At 59.1% G+C, this 17,770-nt stretch carries 19 protein-coding genes and 5 pseudogenes; 18 read left to right on the top strand and 6 right to left on the bottom strand.

All coding sequences use genetic code 11. The features are described 5' to 3' along the window. Positions 1–152: 152 nt before the first annotated feature. The 9 genes from ASD02_RS09470 to ASD02_RS09430 all read left to right on the top strand — a co-directional run bounded on the left by ASD02_RS09470 (position 153) and on the right by ASD02_RS09430 (position 9,527). Positions 153–473: a helix-turn-helix transcriptional regulator gene (locus tag ASD02_RS09470; RefSeq protein ID WP_057215054.1), complete on the top strand. Its 321-nt coding sequence runs from the start codon at positions 153–155 to the stop codon at positions 471–473. Continuing rightward, on the top strand, positions 470–2,491 hold the full coding sequence (hyfB, locus tag ASD02_RS09465) for a hydrogenase 4 subunit B (protein WP_057220596.1): 2,022 nt from the start codon (positions 470–472) through the stop codon (positions 2,489–2,491). The genes ASD02_RS09470 and hyfB overlap by 4 nt, the downstream gene beginning before the upstream one ends. Then, positions 2,482–3,438: an NADH-quinone oxidoreductase subunit H gene (locus tag ASD02_RS09460; protein WP_057215046.1), complete on the top strand. Its 957-nt coding sequence runs from the start codon at positions 2,482–2,484 to the stop codon at positions 3,436–3,438. Before hyfB ends, ASD02_RS09460 begins: the two co-directional genes overlap by 10 nt. Then, positions 3,438–4,103 carry a hypothetical protein gene (locus ASD02_RS09455; RefSeq protein WP_057215043.1) on the top strand — a complete coding sequence of 222 codons (666 nt, stop codon included), beginning with the start codon at positions 3,438–3,440 and terminating at the stop codon, positions 4,101–4,103. The genes ASD02_RS09460 and ASD02_RS09455 overlap by 1 nt, the downstream gene beginning before the upstream one ends. Further along, complete coding sequence (locus ASD02_RS09450; RefSeq protein WP_057220595.1) at positions 4,100–5,563, top strand: hydrogenase 4 subunit F; 1,464 nt, start codon at positions 4,100–4,102, stop codon at positions 5,561–5,563. Before ASD02_RS09455 ends, ASD02_RS09450 begins: the two co-directional genes overlap by 4 nt. 16 nt (positions 5,564–5,579) lie before the next feature. After that, positions 5,580–7,094, top strand: a complete 1,515-nt coding sequence (locus tag ASD02_RS09445) for an NADH-quinone oxidoreductase subunit C (protein WP_057220594.1) — start codon at positions 5,580–5,582, stop codon at positions 7,092–7,094. A 12-nt stretch (positions 7,095–7,106) separates the two neighbouring features. Beyond that, on the top strand, positions 7,107–7,640 hold the full coding sequence (locus ASD02_RS09440; RefSeq protein ID WP_057220593.1) for an NADH-quinone oxidoreductase subunit B family protein: 534 nt from the start codon (positions 7,107–7,109) through the stop codon (positions 7,638–7,640). Positions 7,641–7,652: 12 nt separating this feature from the next. Further along, positions 7,653–8,699, top strand: a complete 1,047-nt coding sequence (locus tag ASD02_RS09435) for a DUF4365 domain-containing protein (RefSeq protein ID WP_057220592.1) — start codon at positions 7,653–7,655, stop codon at positions 8,697–8,699. Positions 8,700–9,032: 333 nt separating this feature from the next. Then, positions 9,033–9,527 (top strand): YbgC/FadM family acyl-CoA thioesterase, encoded by a 495-nt coding sequence (locus ASD02_RS09430; RefSeq protein WP_244494193.1) that lies wholly within the window; start codon positions 9,033–9,035, stop codon positions 9,525–9,527. Positions 9,528–9,849: 322 nt separating this feature from the next. On the opposite strand, the pseudogene ASD02_RS09425 reads toward ASD02_RS09430, so the two are convergent. Together ASD02_RS09425 and ASD02_RS09420 are read right to left on the bottom strand one after the other, a co-directional pair. Beyond that, positions 9,850–10,062, bottom strand: a pseudogene (locus ASD02_RS09425) (alkylphosphonate utilization protein). Continuing rightward, positions 10,059–10,268 carry a hypothetical protein gene (locus tag ASD02_RS09420; RefSeq protein WP_156408389.1) on the bottom strand — a complete coding sequence of 70 codons (210 nt, stop codon included), beginning with the start codon at positions 10,266–10,268 and terminating at the stop codon, positions 10,059–10,061. The pseudogene ASD02_RS09425 and the gene ASD02_RS09420 overlap by 4 nt, the downstream one beginning before the upstream one ends. A 104-nt stretch (positions 10,269–10,372) precedes the next feature. Between ASD02_RS09420 and ASD02_RS09415 the strand changes: the two genes are divergently transcribed. From ASD02_RS09415 to ASD02_RS09405, 4 genes and pseudogenes are all read left to right on the top strand, one after another. Beyond that, entirely contained in the window at positions 10,373–10,645 is a 273-nt protein-coding gene (locus ASD02_RS09415; RefSeq protein ID WP_057220590.1) for a helix-turn-helix domain-containing protein, read from the top strand. A gap of 146 nt (positions 10,646–10,791) precedes the next feature. After that, positions 10,792–11,520 (top strand): annotated as a pseudogene (locus ASD02_RS09410) (YoaK family protein); the annotation flags it as partial. A 124-nt stretch (positions 11,521–11,644) separates the two neighbouring features. Further along, positions 11,645–11,734 (top strand): annotated as a pseudogene (locus ASD02_RS39650) (IS6 family transposase); the annotation flags it as partial. A 330-nt stretch (positions 11,735–12,064) separates the two neighbouring features. Beyond that, positions 12,065–12,268 (top strand): cold-shock protein, encoded by a 204-nt coding sequence (locus ASD02_RS09405; RefSeq protein WP_057220589.1) that lies wholly within the window; start codon positions 12,065–12,067, stop codon positions 12,266–12,268. 463 nt (positions 12,269–12,731) lie between these two features. Here the strand turns inward: ASD02_RS09405 and ASD02_RS09400 are convergent, their stop codons facing one another. Together ASD02_RS09400 and ASD02_RS09395 are read right to left on the bottom strand one after the other, a co-directional pair. Next, on the bottom strand, positions 12,732–13,271 hold the full coding sequence (locus tag ASD02_RS09400; protein ID WP_244494192.1) for a nucleotidyl transferase AbiEii/AbiGii toxin family protein: 540 nt from the start codon (positions 13,269–13,271) through the stop codon (positions 12,732–12,734). A 186-nt stretch (positions 13,272–13,457) separates the two neighbouring features. Further along, positions 13,458–13,877, bottom strand: a complete 420-nt coding sequence (locus ASD02_RS09395; RefSeq protein WP_057215011.1) for a UPF0158 family protein — start codon at positions 13,875–13,877, stop codon at positions 13,458–13,460. Here ASD02_RS09395 and ASD02_RS39645 point away from each other — a divergent pair. The 3 genes and pseudogenes from ASD02_RS39645 to ASD02_RS09385 form a co-directional block, all read left to right on the top strand. After that, a pseudogene (locus tag ASD02_RS39645) lies at positions 13,767–14,102 on the top strand (transposase); the annotation flags it as partial. The gene ASD02_RS09395 and the pseudogene ASD02_RS39645 sit on opposite strands and share 111 nt — an antisense overlap. A gap of 38 nt (positions 14,103–14,140) precedes the next feature. Further along, a pseudogene (locus ASD02_RS39640) lies at positions 14,141–14,373 on the top strand (integrase); the annotation flags it as partial. 215 nt (positions 14,374–14,588) lie between these two features. After that, positions 14,589–14,909 carry a hypothetical protein gene (locus tag ASD02_RS09385; RefSeq protein ID WP_057220586.1) on the top strand — a complete coding sequence of 107 codons (321 nt, stop codon included), beginning with the start codon at positions 14,589–14,591 and terminating at the stop codon, positions 14,907–14,909. A 2-nt stretch (positions 14,910–14,911) separates the two neighbouring features. Here ASD02_RS09385 and ASD02_RS09380 read toward each other — a convergent pair whose 3' ends face one another. Continuing rightward, positions 14,912–15,388 carry a transposase gene (locus tag ASD02_RS09380; protein ID WP_156408386.1) on the bottom strand — a complete coding sequence of 159 codons (477 nt, stop codon included), beginning with the start codon at positions 15,386–15,388 and terminating at the stop codon, positions 14,912–14,914. Between the two features lie 23 nt (positions 15,389–15,411). On the opposite strand from ASD02_RS09380, the gene ASD02_RS38940 reads away from it, so the two are divergent. Next, a complete protein-coding gene (locus tag ASD02_RS38940) occupies positions 15,412–15,582 on the top strand; it encodes a hypothetical protein (protein WP_162250515.1) in 171 nt (56 codons plus the stop codon). A gap of 490 nt (positions 15,583–16,072) precedes the next feature. Continuing rightward, positions 16,073–16,408 (top strand): hypothetical protein, encoded by a 336-nt coding sequence (locus ASD02_RS39165; RefSeq protein ID WP_057220585.1) that lies wholly within the window; start codon positions 16,073–16,075, stop codon positions 16,406–16,408. Between the two features lie 167 nt (positions 16,409–16,575). On the opposite strand, the gene ASD02_RS09365 is transcribed toward ASD02_RS39165, so the two are convergent. Continuing rightward, positions 16,576–17,745, bottom strand: a complete 1,170-nt coding sequence (locus tag ASD02_RS09365) for an NnrS family protein (RefSeq protein WP_057220644.1) — start codon at positions 17,743–17,745, stop codon at positions 16,576–16,578. Between the last annotated feature and the right edge of the window lie 25 nt (positions 17,746–17,770).

Here is a 17,770-nt window from a genome sequence, read left to right as displayed (position 1 = left end):
ATGGGCGGGACAATTGAGCTTACATTCATTGCTTTTGCGGTGCGCCGGGCGCGCGTGATCTTCGTGACCTCGCAATATTAATTTGAAACATCAATAAGGAGGCCGTAAGCTTCAAACATCAGAGCCTGAGTAACATAAGCGATGGTTGAATCGTGATTACTGCCGCTCAGTTACGGGCCGCCAGGGCCCTTCTCGGCATCGACCAGCGCCATCTGGCCGACTTGGCCGGGGTTTCGGTGCCGACCATCCAGCGCATGGAAGCAAGCGCGCATGTCGTTCGCGGCAATGTAGATACGCTGATGCGGCTGCTTGCAGCCTTGGATGCCGCTGGCATAGAGGTGATCAACGAGGGAGCGGTCAGCGAAGGTAGCGGACGCGGGGTGCGGCTGAAAGCAAACGCCAACGTCAAGCCCTTGCCGCGGAAACCCTCCAAACTACCGGGAACAGTGCGTGGACCGAGGGCGCGCTCATGACGCCGGCGGTCGTCATGCTGCTATGCGCGACGGCTTTTTTGGGAACGGCGATCCTGGCGATCCTGGCTGCGCGGTCCGACCGGGCGACACAGGTGATCTACGGTGCAAGCCTTGTTGTTTCGTGTATCGCCTTTACGACCGCGCTCATCCAACTTGCTGCGGCTGTCTCTCCCACCTCGGCATCGACGCTCACTCTCCCCCTCGGGTTGCCTTGGTTGGGAGCCCATTTCCGGCTCGACGCGCTTGCCGCCTTCTTCCTTGTGGTCGTCGATCTCGGGGGCGCCCTCGCCAGTCTCTATGGCCTCGGCTACGGCCGTCACGAACATGCGCCGCAACGGGTGCTGCCGTTTTTCCCAGCCTTTCTCGCTGGCATGAACCTCGTGGTTCTGGCGGACGATGCCTTTACCTTCCTGCTTTCGTGGGAATTCATGTCGCTGGCTTCGTGGGCATTGGTGATGGCGCACCATCGGGCCGCCGGCAACCGGAACGCAGGTTACCTCTATATCGTCATGGCGAGCTTCGGCACGCTGGCCCTGCTCCTCGCATTCGGCCTGCTTGCCGGTCCCGAAGGCAGTTACGATTTCGCCGTTATGCGCGCTACCGAGCACACGTCGTCTACAGCCGGTATCGTGCTCGTTCTCCTGTTGCTCGGCGCCGGCTCCAAGGCAGGGCTGGTGCCATTGCATGTCTGGTTGCCGCTGGCACATCCGGCCGCGCCGAGCCACGTTTCGGCACTCATGAGCGGTGTCATGACCAAGGTCGCCGTCTACGGCTTCATCCGGGTTGTCTTCGACCTGCTCGGCACACCGACGGCCTGGTCAAGCGCTGTCGTGCTAATCTTCGGCGGCGCGACCGCGGTCCTCGGCATCCTGCACGCGCTGATGGAGAAAGATCTCAAGCGCCTACTTGCCTACAGCACCATCGAGAATATCGGCGTTATCTTCGTCAGCCTCGGGCTTGCACTCGCCTTTGCCGCCAATGGCATGGGATTGGCGGCGGCATTGGCGCTCACCGCTGCCCTGTTCCACGTTCTCAACCACTCGTTCTTCAAGAGCCTGCTCTTCTTCGGCGCCGGCGCCGTGCTGGTGGCGACCGGCGAACGGGACATGGAGAAACTGGGCGGTCTCATCCATCGCATGCCGTTCACCAGTTTTGCGTTTCTTGTCGGCTGTATGGCAATCTCGGCTCTGCCGCCGCTCAATGGTTTTGTTTCGGAATGGCTGGCCTTCCAGGCCATCCTTCAAAGCCCCGATCTGCCGCAATGGGGGCTCAAGATCATCATACCGGCTATCGGTGGCTTGCTGGCATTGTCGGCAGCGCTCGCAGCTGCCTGTTTCGTCAAGGCATTCGGCGTGACCTTCCTTGGGCGCCCACGTACGCTCGTCGCCGGGCAAGCACGGGAGGTCGACCGCCTCTCGCTTGCCGCCATGTTGGTGCTGGCTGCATTGTGCCTTCTCGCGGGCATTCTGCCTGGGATCGTCATGGACCGTCTCGCACCGGTGACGCTCTCTCTGATCGGCGCCCGGATGCCGGTGCAGATGGGGGTCCCATGGCTTTCGATCGTACCAATCACTGAGACCCGCAGTTCCTATAATGGCCTGCTCGTTTTCCTGTTCACCGCATTCTCGGCGTCGCTTACGGCCTATCTCGTCCACCGCTTCGCCTCGCGGGCTCTGCGGCGCGCCCCCGCCTGGGACTGCGGCTTTCCCGAGGCCGACCCTGCAACGCAATATACCGCCGGCAGCTTCGCCCAGCCCATCAGGCGGGTTTTCGGGACGCTCGCGTTCCAAGCCCGCGAACGGGTTGACATGCCGGCGCCAGGCGATCTGCGGCCGGCGCGTCTTGCCGTCGTATCACGTGATCTGATCTGGGACGGGCTTTACGTACCGATCGCCGGCGCCGTCGGATTTATCGCAGACAAGCTCAATCACCTGCAATTTCTCACCATCAGGCGCTATCTAAGCCTGGTCTTCCTGGCGCTCGTCGTCCTGCTCCTGGTGCTGGCGCTATGGTCGTGATCTCCGCCCTCCTCGTCCAGGCAGTCCAGATGGTAACGGTCGTGTTGCTGGCACCGCTGCTGACCGGTTTCATCCGCAAGGTCAAGGCGCGATTGCTGCGCAGGCAGGGGCCGCCCGTTATCCAGCCCTACCGCGACATCTTGCGGCTTCTGCGCAAGGAAGTGGTACTGGCAGAGAATGCGTCCTGGCTGTTCCGGGTGACCCCTTATGTGATTTTCGCCGTCACCTGGGTTGCGGCGGCGATCATCCCCACGTTCGCTACGGGCCTTATGTTCAGCTGGACCGCAGACCTGATCGCCATCATTGCCCTGCTTGGCAGCGGGCGCTTCTTTCTGGCACTTGCCGGCATGGATGTCGGCACCAGCTTCGGCGGCCTCGGATCGAGCCGCGAGGTGATGATCGCGACACTTGCCGAGCCTGCAATGCTGCTCATCATCTTTACGCTTGCCCTTGTCGCGGGCTCGACCCAGCTTTCCACCATCGCCGCCTTCATGACCTCTCCGCAGGTGGGGTTGCGCGTTTCGCTCGGGATCGCCCTGATCGCTCTGATCATGGTGGCGATTGCCGAGAATGCCCGCATCCCGGTCGACAACCCGGCGACACACCTCGAACTCACCATGGTGCATGAGGCCATGGTACTTGAATATTCCGGGCGCCATCTCGCGATGATCGAACTGGCCGCCTCTCTCAAGCTGCTGCTCTACATCTCCCTGATCGCCTGCATGTTCGTCCCCTGGAAACTTGCGGTCCTGGAGGCCGGTCCCGCCGTCTACCTGGTGGGGCTACTCGCCTACCTCGCCAAGCTTGCGGTCGGCGGCACGCTGCTTGCCCTGTTCGAAACCGCCACCGCCAAGATGAGGATCTTCCGGGTGCCGGAGTTCCTCGGTGCGGCACTGATGCTTGGCCTGCTCGCCACCCTCCTGCTGTTCGTCTCGAGGAGCCTGTGATGAGCGGCCTTGTTTTCGATATTGCGCACATGCTTGCCGGTGGCCTGGTCCTGGTCAGTATGATGATGCTGTATCAGGATCGCCTTTATGCGCTGCTCAACGTCTTTGCGCTGCATTCGCTGGTGCTGACGCTGTCGGTGGCCTGGCAGGCTTTCGTCCAGGATGCTCCGCATCTCTATGTGACGGCAGCGATTGCGCTCGTCTTCAAGGCCGTCATCATCCCCGTTGCGCTCCACCGCATGATCCGGCAACTCGGCATCCACCGTGAGATCGAGACCGTCGTCGGTATCGGCCCGACGATGCTGGCCGGTATCGGACTTGTCGCACTGGCGATGGTGGTCATGCTGCGCGTCACGCCTGAAGCCAATCCTTTGGCGCGCGAAGATCTTGCCTTCGCGCTGTCGGTTCTGCTTCTCGGGCTCCTGGTGATGGTCACGCGCCGCAACGCCGTCAGCCAGGTCGTCGGGTTCATGTCGCTCGAGAACGGGCTCGTGCTCGCCGCGACCGGCGCAAAGGGCATGCCGCTGGTCGTCGAGATCAGCGTCGCCTTCTCGATCTTGATCGCCTTCATTGTGATCGGTGTTTTCCTGTTTCGCATCCGCGAGAGGTTTGACACCGTCGATGTTCGTGCGCTCGATGATTTCAAGGGGAGAAGGCGGAAATGAACGCACTCCTCCCCCTCTTGGCTTTCGATGCAGTCACCGCCGTTCTCCTGATACCGGTCGCCGCCGCTGCCCTGCTGGCGCTCCTGCCCGGCTATCGGCTGACGGCTCGGCTGAACGTCGTCGCGAGCCTGCTGACCCTGCTTGCCGCTCTTTCGCTGCTCGTGACCGCAAGGCCGATACCGGGACTGTATCTCCTCGTCGACGATCTCAACATCGTCTTCATCGTCCTCAACGCCTTCGTCGGTTTCACCACCAGCATCTTCAGCGCCAGCTACATCGCACATGAATTGGAAACCGGCCGGCTGACGCCCGCAAACCTTCGCTTCTACCACGCCATGTATCAGATCATGATGTTCGGCATGAATCTCGCATTCGTGTCGAACAATATCGGCCTGATGTGGGTCGCCGTCGAGCTTGCGACGCTGACGACCGTGCTGATGGTCGGCATCTATCGCACGCATGAAGCGCTCGAAGCCGCGTGGAAATATTTCATTCTGGGAAGCGTCGGCATCGCGTTTGCGCTGTTCGGCACCATCCTCGTCTATATGGCCGCGCAGCCTGTCGTCGGCGAAGGCTATGATGCGATGGTCTGGACCCTCCTGATTACGCACGCTGCCGCCTTCGACCCGGCTCTCCTCAATGTCGCCTTCGTGTTTCTGCTGCTCGGCTATGGCACCAAGGTCGGGCTTGCGCCCTTGCATGCCTGGCTGCCCGACGCGCACGCCGAGGGGCCGACACCGATCTCGGCGGTGCTCTCGGGCCTCCTGCTGAATGTCGCGCTCTATGCCGTCCTGCGCTTCAAGATCCTGCTTGCCGCCAGTCCCGAGGCGATCGCCCCTGGGCCGTTGATGATGACGATGGGGCTCATATCACTCGTCTTCGCCGCGTTCATGCTCTACCGCCGCCGTGACATCAAACGCCTGTTCGCCTATTCCTCCATCGAGCACATGGGCATCATCGTCTTTGCCTTCGGCATGGGCGGGCCGATCGCCAATTTTGCCGGACTGCTGCACATGGTCATGCACTCGCTCACCAAATCGGCGATCTTCTTTGCCGTCGGCCACATTGCGCAGATCAAGGGAACGCAAAGGCTTTCCAGCATCCGCGGCCTCACCGAAACGCATCCGGGGCTCGGTTGGGGCCTGGTGATCGGCGTCGTTGCCATTGCCGGCCTGCCGCCGCTGGGGATTTTCATGAGCGAGTTCCTGGTCGTGAGCTCCACCTTCGCCCGGCAGCCCCTGCTTGCCATTCCGCTCGTCTTCGGCCTTCTGATCGCCTTTGGCGCGTTGTTGCTGCGGCTCACCGGGGTTGCCTTCGGACAGCCGCGCGGCAGCACGGCACCAGCCGAGGCTTCCTACATACCGATGTACTCCCACCTGGCGCTCGTACTGGGCGCAGGCATTTACCTGCCGCCGCCGCTGGTCGCCTGGTTCCAGCATATAGCCACCCTTCTTCGATGATAGGGAGAGCCGTTCGATGCAAGCCCTGGCCGATCTCATTCTGGAAGGCCGTCCGGTTCAACACCATCGCCCCTGGCCGCGGACGATTGTCGATCCAATGGTCTGGACATCGGCAACTGTGGCCCTTGCGGAGGGCCACTGGACCCTGCTTGGGCTTTGGGGCGAGGCCGATGCGGTTCACATGGCGCTGCTCGAAGAACCAACGGGCATGATCGGCGTCATCACTTTGGAAGGACTGGAAGGCGGCTATCCCTCTGTCGCGCAATACCATCCACCGGCCCTCCGTCCAGAGCGCGCCATCCACGATTTGGTCGGGCTGGTCCCGCAGGATTTGCCCGATCCGCGCCCATGGCTCGATCACGGCCGCTGGGGCCTGCGGTTTCCCCTGGGCGACCGCCTGCCCCCTCCACCCGAAACCGCTCCCTACGCGTTCCTGCGTGCAGAAGGTGACAGCCTGCACCAGATTCCTGTCGGCCCGGTACATGCCGGCATCATCGAGCCCGGGCATTTCCGCTTCACGGCCAACGGCGAGACGATCGTCCGTCTCGAAGAGCGGCTCGGATATGTCCACAAGGGGATCGAGGCGTTCATGGCTGGAGCAAGCCTGGACCGCGCGGTGCAACTTGCCGGACGAACGTCCGGCGACAGCACGGTCGCCTATGCTTACGCCTTTTCGCGGGCGATCGAGGCCGCCCTACAGCTCGAGGTGCCACCGCGCGCCATATGGCTGCGCGCGCTGATGGCCGAGCTCGAACGGCTCGCCAACCATCTCGGCGACATCGGCGCGATCTGCAACGACGCCGCCTTTCCACTCATGCATACGCATTGCGGCGTGCTTCGCGAGCGCGTGCTGCGCGCTGCAGACACCGCGTTTGGCCATCGCCTGATGCGCGACCGCATCAAGCCCGGCGGCGTCATCGCCGATCTGGATCATGAGGGAGCGACTGCTCTGCAGGCTGTGGCCACCGAGATCAGGCGGACGTTCCCGGCATTGGTCGAACTTTACGACAATACCGCCTCGCTCCAGGACCGAACGGTTGGCACCGGTATGCTCAGGTCGGAACTTGCCCACCAGTACGGTGCTGGCGGCTATATCGGGCGGGCCTCCGGGCGCGGTTTCGACGCCCGGCGCGCAATTGGCTACCCGCCCTATAACGGCCTCCTCTTTGAGGTCCCGGTCCTGAATGAGAGCGATGTCAATGCCCGGGTCTGGATCCGCATCCGCGAGGTTGAACAGTGCCTGTCGCTGATCGCGCAGATCCTGAATCAACTGCCGGCTGGTCCGGTATGCATCGATATTCCGGACACTGGTGAGACACGCGAGGGTCTGGCCCTTGTTGAAGGTTTTCGTGGCGATGTGCTGGTCTGGCTGCGCCTCGCCGAAAACGGCAGAATCGACCGATGCCATCTGCGCGATCCGTCCTGGTTCCAATGGCCGCTTCTGGAAGCCGCGATCGAGGACAATATCGTCGCCGATTTTCCTCTCTGCAACAAATCGTTCAACTGCTCCTATTCCGGTCACGATCTCTAAAGGCAGGCCAACATGCGCAAGCTCCTCTTCGAAAGCCTGATCCGGATGCCCCTGACCGAACGCGGTCCGTCCCGTTCGGATGCCGCGGTGGAGGAACTTGCCTCGGCTGTCGACAATGCTGCCCGCCGGCATCTCGGCCGCAGCCTGTCGATCCGCGCCGTCGATGCCGGTTCCTGTAACGGCTGCGAACTGGAGATGCACGCACTCAGCAATGCTTTCTACGATATTGAGCGCTTCGGGATCCGCTTTGTTGCCTCGCCGCGGCATGCCGACGTGCTCATGGTTACCGGGCCGGTGACGAAGAACATGCGAGAGGCTTTGGAACGGACATATAACGCCACGCCCGGTCCAAAATGGGTTGTCGCGCTCGGCGGCTGCGCGCGCGACGGCGGCTGTTTTGCGGGTAGCTACGCTGTCGTGGGCGGGGTTTCGGCCGTCATACCGGTCGATCTCCATATTCCAGGTTGCCCGCCATCACCGACAGACATCCTCAATGGTTTGCTCGCACTGCTCGAGCATGTGACTTCGGGAACCCGCGCTTCGTGAAGGCAATCTTCAATGGTTGGACGTTTCCAGGCTAGACTTATCGCGATAAGCGCTCGGTTCGTCGCCGTTGCAATGACAGCCCTTGCGGCTGTTCGACACCGGATCAATCCACCAACTGCATCACGTCGGTCGCACAAGAACAGGCCTCATATCTCTGAGGAAGATTTTACTGCGTGCCAAGGTATAGACGCGGTCGAAAAACTTTTCCGTGGTGATCCAAGGTGGTTTTTCCGCAAACGGTACGAGCCGGATATCGGCATCGATGCGCAAGCGGAAATCCTAAACGCCGGCAACCCGACAGGAAGGTTTATAGCGCTGCAAATCAGGTTCGGGCAGTCTTGGTTCAAGACGAGTGACGGCGACTATATCTTTCACGGAGAAAGCAAGCACCTGGAATACTGGACCAAACATTCGTTGCCGGTTTGCGTGGTCATCGTCACCCGCGAAACTGGTCTTGTGCTGTGGCGGCGGGTTGAAGAACAGCTTTGTCAGGCAACCGGAACGGGATGGTCGATTATCATTCCTGCGACGAACGTGCTGGATGCCTCTGCCAGGCTTTCTTTCGATGAGGCCATATCCTCGGATCCTGAGTCATTGATACGCTCTGCATTTGCACTCGACCGTGCCCTTATGGAGGAGATGCAGGATCAGACGACGTTTTTTGTGTGGGACGAATGGCTGAACCAGAACCTGTCGTTCCGCAATCTTCGTATTTACATCGGCGAGGACGAAGAGCAGGAGCTGGTTGCAACAATTGACTACCATCTGCGCGCGCCTAGTCTCCATGAGATCATGACCAAGCTTTTCCCTTGGGCGACCTACTCATACGCTGAACCAATTTCGGAATATTCCGGGGTAGTCGCAGTGCATATTTTGGATGTCGAGCTCAGACCTGCAGCTCACGCGTACCTAGAGGCCGAGAGTTTCTTTGAGGCCGGCTATCCGGAGAATGACGAACCATTCCCTCCGGAATCCGAGGACTTCGTAACGGAGAAAGAGGAACAAGAATTCTGGCGCAGCCGGCGAGGGTCTCGCGATCCGCATGATAGGGAAGGTTAATTCGTTTCACGAAGCGGGTTCACACAGATATCGCGGAATAGAACGCAGCCGTGTTGTCAGCTTGCTTGATGTATCTCGGCGTGAAAGCGTTACGAGCGAATTTGAGGCGGGTCTTGTGGTCACGGCTTTTCATTGCGGCACGGCGCGTTGGCGGTGAACATGGATGGCAAATGCTGAGCGTATGGAATGGGACGGAACGAAGAGATTTCCGAAGGCGAGACGATCGACACAAAGTGTTGCCGTGCCGGTGCAGCCTCGACCGCTTGGCCATCGATGATAAGCATTGGCATGACATGTTCTGTTACTACCCACACGCCGCGATGAGGGATTTTGATGCCGTCGGTAACTAACGAAATGGAGGAGCCAGACGGTTTGGCGACCGGTGAAACTGCTACGCTCGCTGGAGCTCTAACCGAGACAGGTCACTTGCTTGAAGCACGCGTCTATTATGCAGATACGGATTTGTCTGGCTCTGTTTATCACGCACGTTATCTGGAGTTCCTTGAGCGCGGGCGCATCGAGTATTTGCGGCTAGTGGGCGCACACCGCGCTAACCTTACCGAACGAAAACAAGGTGATGGAGTCGTTTGGATCATCCGGCGACTGGAAATTGAGTACCGGCAACCGGCACGATTGGACGATACGCTGACCATAGAAACAAAGACCGCCGATATTTCTGGGGCCAGGGTGTTTGTGGTACAGACGATCACGCGAAGCGGCAAAATTCTGGTCAATGCGCAGATTGAATGCGCACTCGTTGATCAATACGGCCGCCCTCAGCGTTTCCCAAAAGAATGGAAGCGGCTTTTCCGCCCGCAAAATATGTAGTGCCTACCTTGCTTCACCGACAATCTGGGCATCTTGCAAATCTCAAGGATTTCCATTCGAAATCGCAGTAAAATACAGCGAATGGAATGGAGGGCTAGACGATGAGATCCTCTCATATAAATACGAGAACCCAGTACTGGCGAAATGTTAGCGCAGACGCACTGCTGACGCTATGCGTCGCCGTGCCCGTTGCAATGCTGGTCTTCGTCATGTTGGGAATGTAGAGGGAGACTGAAGCGATGGTCGCCACGGCACATGGACGAGACCTCTCGGCATGAGAGGGAGTCCGTTTGTGCTCATTGCGCTGGCGCGCGGCGTCAGTTCAGGCTTTCTTCAGGAATTCTGTCCGCAGCACCAGATTCTTCACCTTCTCTGCCCGGCACTCGATCTCCTCCTCATTGCCGGTGAGGGTGATGTTCTAGATCAACGTTCCCCGCTTAAGGGTGATGGAGGTGCTCTTCACCTTCAGGTCCTTGATGCGCGTGACCGAGTCACCGTCACTGAGCGGCGTGCCGTTGCTGTCTTTAACGTTCATGCTCTTGTTTCCTGCTTCTGTGCATCCAGCCTACTAAAGAGTTCGGCAAACTCCTCAGCGTCCTGCTGGTTCATACCGATGACGGTGCGGCTGCCCATTTCGGCGGGCCGCTCGGTGCGAGCATCGACGACGGTCCATGTCCCGTCCAGTTCCTTAAAGGCTTTGTAGCATGGGGTCATACGGGCAACAGTAATCGCCGACGTCATTCATGCCAAGTGTCGATCAACATTTTATTGTTTTATTTTGATGTTTTTTACATCAATAATAATGCTATTAATTCCATTCCTCATATGCAAACACGGACGCCTCGTTGATCACCGCCGCCCAACTTCGTGCCGCCCGCGCACTCCTCGATATCGACCAGAAAACCATGGCCGAGATGGCTGGGGTCTCCCTGCCAACGATCCAACGAATGGAAGCCAGTCTTGGCAACGTGCGAGGCATCGTCGATAGCCTGATGAAAGTCATCGAAGCGCTCAACCGCGCCGGCATCGAACTGCTTGGCGAACATACGCATAGCAACGGCTGCGGACGGGGCGTCCGGTTCCGGCATGCAGAGGCGCCCTTGGGCAGGCTGAACTAGATCAAACGGTCCACCAGCACTCGGCGTTCACATCCATCATTGTCCTGTTTCTCTTTCTCTAGGTTTCGGAATCTAATGATGAGGCTATCCTCGCACCTCTTCTTCTCTTCTTTGCGTGTGTTGGCGTTGAACGGCAGCGTTCGCTCATGATTGTCTATCTGCGCCGGCTGACCGGAAAAGAGCGAGACGAAGAGGCCAATCGGCACCTCGCACTTTTTCTGACTTTTATTGCAGGAGCGGCCAATGCCGGCGGCTTTCTTGCCGTCCAGCAGTACACGTCCCACATGTCCGGCATCGTGTCATCCATGGCCGACAATATAGCCCTCGGCGATGTCGTGCTGGTGCTTTCCGGATTTGGCGCTGTGCTGTCATTCGTCGCCGGCGCTGCTTGTTCTGCGGTTCTGGTCAATTGGGGCCGGCGTCAGCATCTGCAGAGCGAGTACGCGTTTCCACTCGGTTTGGAAGCTGTCCTGCTGATTTGCTTTGGTCTGCTCGGTGGTCACCTTGCGCGTCATGCAGGGTTGTTTGTGCCGATGACCGTCATGCTGTTGTGCTTCATCATGGGCTTGCAGAACGCCATCATAACCAAACTGTCGGAAGCCAGAATTCGGACGACGCATGTCACCGGGATGGTCACAGACATCGGTATCGAGCTTGGCAAACTGTTCTACTGGAACGCATCACGGGAAAACTCGGAGAAGCCGTTCGTGCGAGCGGATCGTCAGAAGCTGAAGCTGCTGGCGGTCCTCGTCACATTATTCTTCACCGGTGGCATCATCGGGGCGGTGGGTTTCAAGCACTTCGGCTTTGCTACGACACTGTTTCTGGCGGCCATTCTCCTAGTGCTGGCGGCCGTGCCCATCGTCGACGACATGTCAGCTCACCTTAGGCGACTCTGGCGATCGCTCTGATGAAGGCATTGTAAAGTTAACGGAACTTGCAACTCGTTGTGCGATGACGGGTTCTGACGATCCGTCACCCCTCTATCACCGCCATCGCTTTCCCTGGCGTGCCGTGGATCAAGACGGCCTTGTTCTAGAAGTTCTCGAGCAAAGCCGCCGAAATGCCAAAGCCGCCAAGCGCCTGATGCCGGCCTCCCCATGGGTCGCCATCCTGGCAACGACGGACCATTCCTCCCCTCACTTGCCCGGCCAACGGGCCGTTGCACGGGCGGCTCGTGAAGAACGACTCTCTTCGCCCCAATCCTGATCGTCCCACTTCGCCAAAGAAAATCAGGAAAGAGTGCGGAAACTGCCGTATGGCGCGCCCGTCGGAACGGCGTGATTGCGGCAAGGAGGGGGCGTCGCCCCGCCTATGCGCAGTCGCAGCGAGGCTCACTTCCACCGGTGTAGCAACCTTGCCGTGCTCAGCAATGATCGCTAAAGCGTTGGCCAGCGCTAAGCAGTCAAGGAGGACACTATGGCAACTGGCACGGTAAAATTCTTCGCCCAAGACAAAGGTTTTGGTTTCATCACCCCGGACAATGGCGGTCCTGATGTGTTCGTTCATATCTCGGCCGTCGGCTTTGGTGGCTCGCTTCAGGATGGCCAGAAGGTCAGCTACGAGGTAGGGCAGGACCGCAAGACCGGAAAGTCCAAAGCCGAGAACGTCAGCGTTCTCTAAGTTGGATTACTCGGCCCGTTCCTGTTAGGCGGGCCGAGAACGATCCGTGGAGAAACGATTTAAGACCACCTCTGTGAAAAGGAAGTCCAGCATTTCAGGGTGCGTGTCTTCCTCCCCGTCCCCATTATCTTCGTCGTCAGCTCGGTCATCGTCAAAGTCGTGGGAACCAGTATTTACCTTCTTTGACCAAGCGTACTTCGCGGCAAGCAGGTCGTCTCGCCCTACTCTTGAAAGTCCTTCCTCAAGCAATATTGCCGAATTTATTCGCGAAAACCTGCCCAAACAGATCGCGTGATGTGACCAGCTTGGCCACGTCACACCGAAACAGCGCCGCCCTCTGTGAAATTTCTTCCAAGCTATATCCCGCCATCGCAGCGGCGGGTGCGTGTGATTGCGCGGTCTGCCGGCAGCCGGTACAGGCCGATGCCGGACTTTATATCGTGCGCCCGAAGGACCTGCCCCGCTATCGCCGGGTCTTATGGGCTAGGTAGTCGTCCGCGCCGATGAAGGCTTGCACGTCCGGTTGGTCCAGCAGGCAGTAGACGTCGTAATAGTGCCGCAGGAAATTGACGGGGAACTGTCCGGTTTCCTGCTGTTTGCGATATTTGGTGGAAATGGTCTGGAGCTTCTCCACCAAGGTGTAGCCGAGTTCATAGCAGGGCACGGCCAGCGATGACGCGAAATCGTAAGCCCAGGAACTGATGTCCTTGTCGATGTTGGGGGCAACCGTATCGAATCCGGCCTCGAGCAGCACGCCGTCTTTGAGTACCGATTTCGTGCCGGTCGTCTCGGGATAATAGAGGCGGATGCCCCCGCTGCGATAGCTTCGTTGTCGAATTCCAGATCGCGCTCGATGCTTTGAATGCCGTTGATCGTTATCGTCGTAGCTTGGCAAGCCGCGCCGAAAGGCTCCAGTCGCGAGAGCCCGCCGATGCCTCATGGCCGGCAAGGGTATCGACATCTTCGACAGGCAGGCGGTCCGTGTGCTCGCGGAAGCAGGCATCTGGGGATCCATTCGCCATCACGGTTGTGGCTTTTGCTTCCGGATTTCAAACGGGGAATTGTCATATCTCCGTTGGCTTTGAGCGGCATCGGTCGACCGAATTGTTGCTAAGAATTTCAACCGACCACGGTTCCTTGCGAGCCAGTCATCAGACGATTCTGAAACCAGTCACTTGATGCCTCAACGTCAGCCGCTGACCTCGATGTGGTTGTCCTCGCACCAGGTCCTCAACGCGTCTTCCGTGGCTTTTTGCTCGAAGGCGTACCACCGATCGATGGCGTGCCTGTGCTCCAACAGGTCCTTGAAGCGGACATAGGCACCCGCCCGGCTAAACATCCCGCAAACCTTATCGTAATCGTCGGGCAGGTGGTGGCGCGCGAACTTCAGCACCAGCGGCTTGCCGAGATCGAGTTCCCTCTTCTCCGGAATTGGGACGTATTTCTCGCCGTCCTCGACGTCGTGAGGCAGTTCTTCGACATCGTCCGCCCAGCCCGAATGCCAGTAGATCTTGCCGGTCTCCTTGCACAGATAAGCCGTGTTTTCGCCGCTTCCGACGGAACTCACGAATTCCAACGCATCCAGAAGCTCGCTGAAGTCCACCGCCATTCCCGTCCTGCGCTCATGAGCCTATCGTCGCCGTATACAACTCGGCCTGAAATCGGGCGCAAATATGGGAGTCACCTGCAACTTACAAAGGAGACTGCTGCTTCGTCCATCGACGACATGCTCAAGCGCTGGAGCGACTTCGCTCGTTTCGCCGAGGACGGCCGGATCTGCTGGACGAACACCGCGGCCGAACGCGCCCTGAGGGGCCTGGCTCTGGGCAGGCGCATGGCGCCGCTCCGACCGCGGCGTCGAACGGGAAAGACGCGGTACCAGACTGCCTCAGCGACAGGCACGTCGCCCGCGTCGTCAACACGGCCGCGCTTGCCGCCGGTGTTCGTGCGCACCTCGGAGGGAGCGCGCTCAAACACTCAGGTCATTCGCCGCGCGCCGGGCCTGCCTCCTCGGGCTCGGCCGTGCCAGCAGGGAAATGACCCGCAAATATCAGCGCCGCCGCGACCGCTTCCGGATCAATCTCACCAAGGCATCCGGGCTTTGAAGGGCCTCTCCGCTGCCCCGCGCTGAAAGCGCAAGGTCACAATCGATGGGCGAAATTTCAGCTTATCGCTTCAATTGAAATCGGGCAGTAAAGTACGTGGGGCAGAAAGGGTGGCGGCGCCGAAACTCAGTTGGTTGATGATGTTGTGGGTAGCCGATGATCCGCATTGCATTGGTCCAATTTCGGAGTGACGATTGCACCGGATGGAGACCAGCATGCAGAAGATCGACCTTGACGCCTTGAGTGAAGCAGAGCTGATCGAATTGCACGATGCGGTCGTCGATCGGCTCCACTTTCTGTATCAGCAGAAGACGGCGCATGCCTTGCTTGAACTGGCGATCGGCGCGCGCGTGATGTTCGAAGACAATAACGGCCAGACGCAGGCCGGAATCGTTATCCGTCGCAACCGCAAAACGGTGACTGTGCACGGCGACAACGCCCGCCAATGGAATGTCTCACCGCAGTTGCTGCGAAAGGAAAAGCGGCCTGACGAGGGGCAGAGGGGCAAGCTGGTGCCGTTTTCGAGAAAGGCCTGACTTTAACTCGCCATCATGACGAGTTGCGACAAAGGTGGAATTAGCCGTCCTGCGCTTCCCAACCCGAGACGATCCCCCAGGAAATGAAAGAAGGAGATGCCGAGCTTTTGGCAGGTCTTCATCAGCCCGAGCATGACGTCGCGGGCAATGCGACCGTCGACGCTTATGGTGCCGCCGGAGATCTTGCGCCTAGTGACGAAGGAACGAATATCGTTTTCCGACGCGTTGGTGTGCAGGGGAATATACGGGTGCTCGAGAACTTTGAGCAGTTCGACCTTTCGTCTGTGGAGGCGCAAGAGCAACTTGTCGAGCTCGGTATAACCGGTACGTCGCGCGATGATTTTGTCGAACCTGCGCCGAAACCCGGTGATCAACTGCGGTGAAGGCTGTTGTTTCCAGACCTTCAGCGCCTTGTAAAAGCGCCAGACAAGGTCACGGATCGTCGTGACCAGCCGTTCTTGTTTCGGTGTCGTGGGCATCAGTTTCAGCAGCAGCGTTCCGCATGGATCCAGCACAAGGCGTGGTTGGCGACACGGAACTGACCCGCATCGTCCGAAACGATCACCGTGCCGCCGAGCAGGCCGTGATGGCGGATGGCGCCCCAGATCGCCGCCTCCGCAACAGGACGCAGAAGCTGTCGGTCGAGGATATCGATGCCCTTGCTGCCAAATGATCGAGGAACGCAACCTGATCGGTGAATACTGCTGGGGGATTGGTCTTGAGCCTGGCCATAAGCGCGTGCTCGACGCCCTGCGCCTTCAGCCACTTCATCGCTTCGTCATTGAGAACATAGTCCTGATGACCCGCCCGCAAGGCGGACAGGAAATTGAGCCGCGATTTGGAGAAGCTTGCGAAAGGTGGAAAAACGCTCGCCGCCAATCTGGGTGTCGGCCGCACCCGCTCATTCCCAGAAATGTCGCCATTCGTTCCCGAAGCGGCCGGCTCTACCTGCGGCCGGACCGTCCCTTCAACACCCCTCCTCCCCTGCCACCCAAGGCAGAGAGATTGAATCGGCCTTTGGGCTCCGTTCGGCTCCCCTTGGCCGGATGAGCTATAGCCGCGATTGCTATCGCTCATTATTTTGGGCAAAAATGAGTTATAGAAAGGAATTCTATAGCTCATGAAATGGAACTGGACACAGCAAGGCTGGCCCGAATTCAGACTTGACGCTTCCCGGCTTGAGCCGCTTGAACGGCAATTCCAGGCTGATCTGCTTCGCGCAGACCATCCTGGAAGCGCAACAGACGACATTGCGTCGGGTCGCCTTTTACCTCGACAAGGCGCAATTCTATGATCGGTTCCGCGGGCAGTTCAACGAGCGGCAGGAAAAGGCGTCGCCCGCGGCCAGGATACTCGACAGGACCTTATCAGCCAGCTGGAACGTGATGTTCGCGAACATCCGTAGCCGTGAACTATCCGTAGCTCCGGACATCAATACCGTTGCGAAGGACTTCCGCAACGCTACATTCATCAACGGGGCCGTAGTCAGGCCCCGTTGATTAAGGCATTTGCGCGCGTTTACACGCGTTTGCTTGTGAGGAGCAATTTGTAAGGTATGCGCTCGTCGACAGCACAGAGTTGCCGGCATGTTGTGTTCCTTAGGCCTTGTTAATTGGCCGAACTCACCGCGCACCGGTCTGCCGTGTTCTGCAAATATGGTCGAACGTCACTTTCCCGTTTTGCCGTAAGCCTGATTGCGGCTGGCCGCACTAAAGACCGGTCTGGGCACAGGACGGCTCATCGCCTGAACAAAGGCCATCATGACGAGAGCCCACGCGGCCATCCAGCAGATCGCCGCGGCAACAACGGGTTCGAAATACGCGTCACTCATGCCGTCGCCGAAAACACGCAGCAAAGCGGAGACCGATAGTAGCGAGAACGCGCAGGCCTTGGGCCTGCCGAGGATCAGCCTCTCACCGTCACGAACCGAGGCCGACCGCATCATGAAGGCGGCGATCATCGTTCCCATAGCTCCCATCGTCATTGCATGCAGGGCGGCGATCGGTGGGAACTGGGCGGGGAAGATAATAGCAAGGCCGTTCAGGATGAGCGCCGCCGGCATCCAGGCGAAGGCGATATGCAGGATAAACAGTGCCGGATACCGCGCGGCCTTGAGGCTTTGCCAACTCGCCATTTGCAACAACAACGCAGCGCCTGAAAGCATCAACAGGTAGCCGGATATGTTATGGCTGGCGCCTCGAAGACAAATGGCGGCCAGAATACCCAGGATCGCCAGGTGCGAAAATGCCGGCCGATCGCGAAAGGGGGTCTGTGTCCCGGTCCGGACGAGCCAATGCCGCGTGAAGGCAGGCACGGCGCGTCCACCAATTACGATGATCAACAGGCTATAAATCCCGCACGGCGAACCCATCGAGTTCAAGCCATCAAACGTGGAGAGCACGGCGCGAATTCCAAGTACGGCCGCTCCGAATGGTGCCCACAGGCGATGCCACGCCCCGGCCTTTAACAACGCAACCGCCAGGACAGCCGCCAAGAACACGAAATATGCAGATGCCCCGATGACAGACGCAAGATGCGACAAATGCGTAGAAAATGCTGCCGTGAGCCGGGCAGTACACCAAAGGGAAGAAGCAATTATTGTGACGGCGGGTGGGACGGGACCTCTCTTCGTCCACGCGGGCAAGACCGTAAGGAGATAGCCCCCTACCGCAGCACCGGCCATGCCGAACAAAAGCTCGCTACTATGCCAACTGACTCTCTCCAACGCGATTTCTTGCGGGAGGATCCAGACAAGGGGTACGACGAGCGCCCAAAGTCCGGCGAGAAAAAACAGCGGTCGGTAGGGTGCCTGCCAAATAGACTTCGAATTGACCACCGCTGATATCAAATGCCCCTCTCGG

Source organism: Ensifer sp. Root1252 (assembly GCF_001425885.1).
GTDB lineage: Bacteria > Pseudomonadota > Alphaproteobacteria > Rhizobiales > Rhizobiaceae > Ensifer > Ensifer canadensis.
Note: the sequence above shows the minus strand (reverse complement) of the source record. Positions and strands in the feature narration are given on the sequence as shown.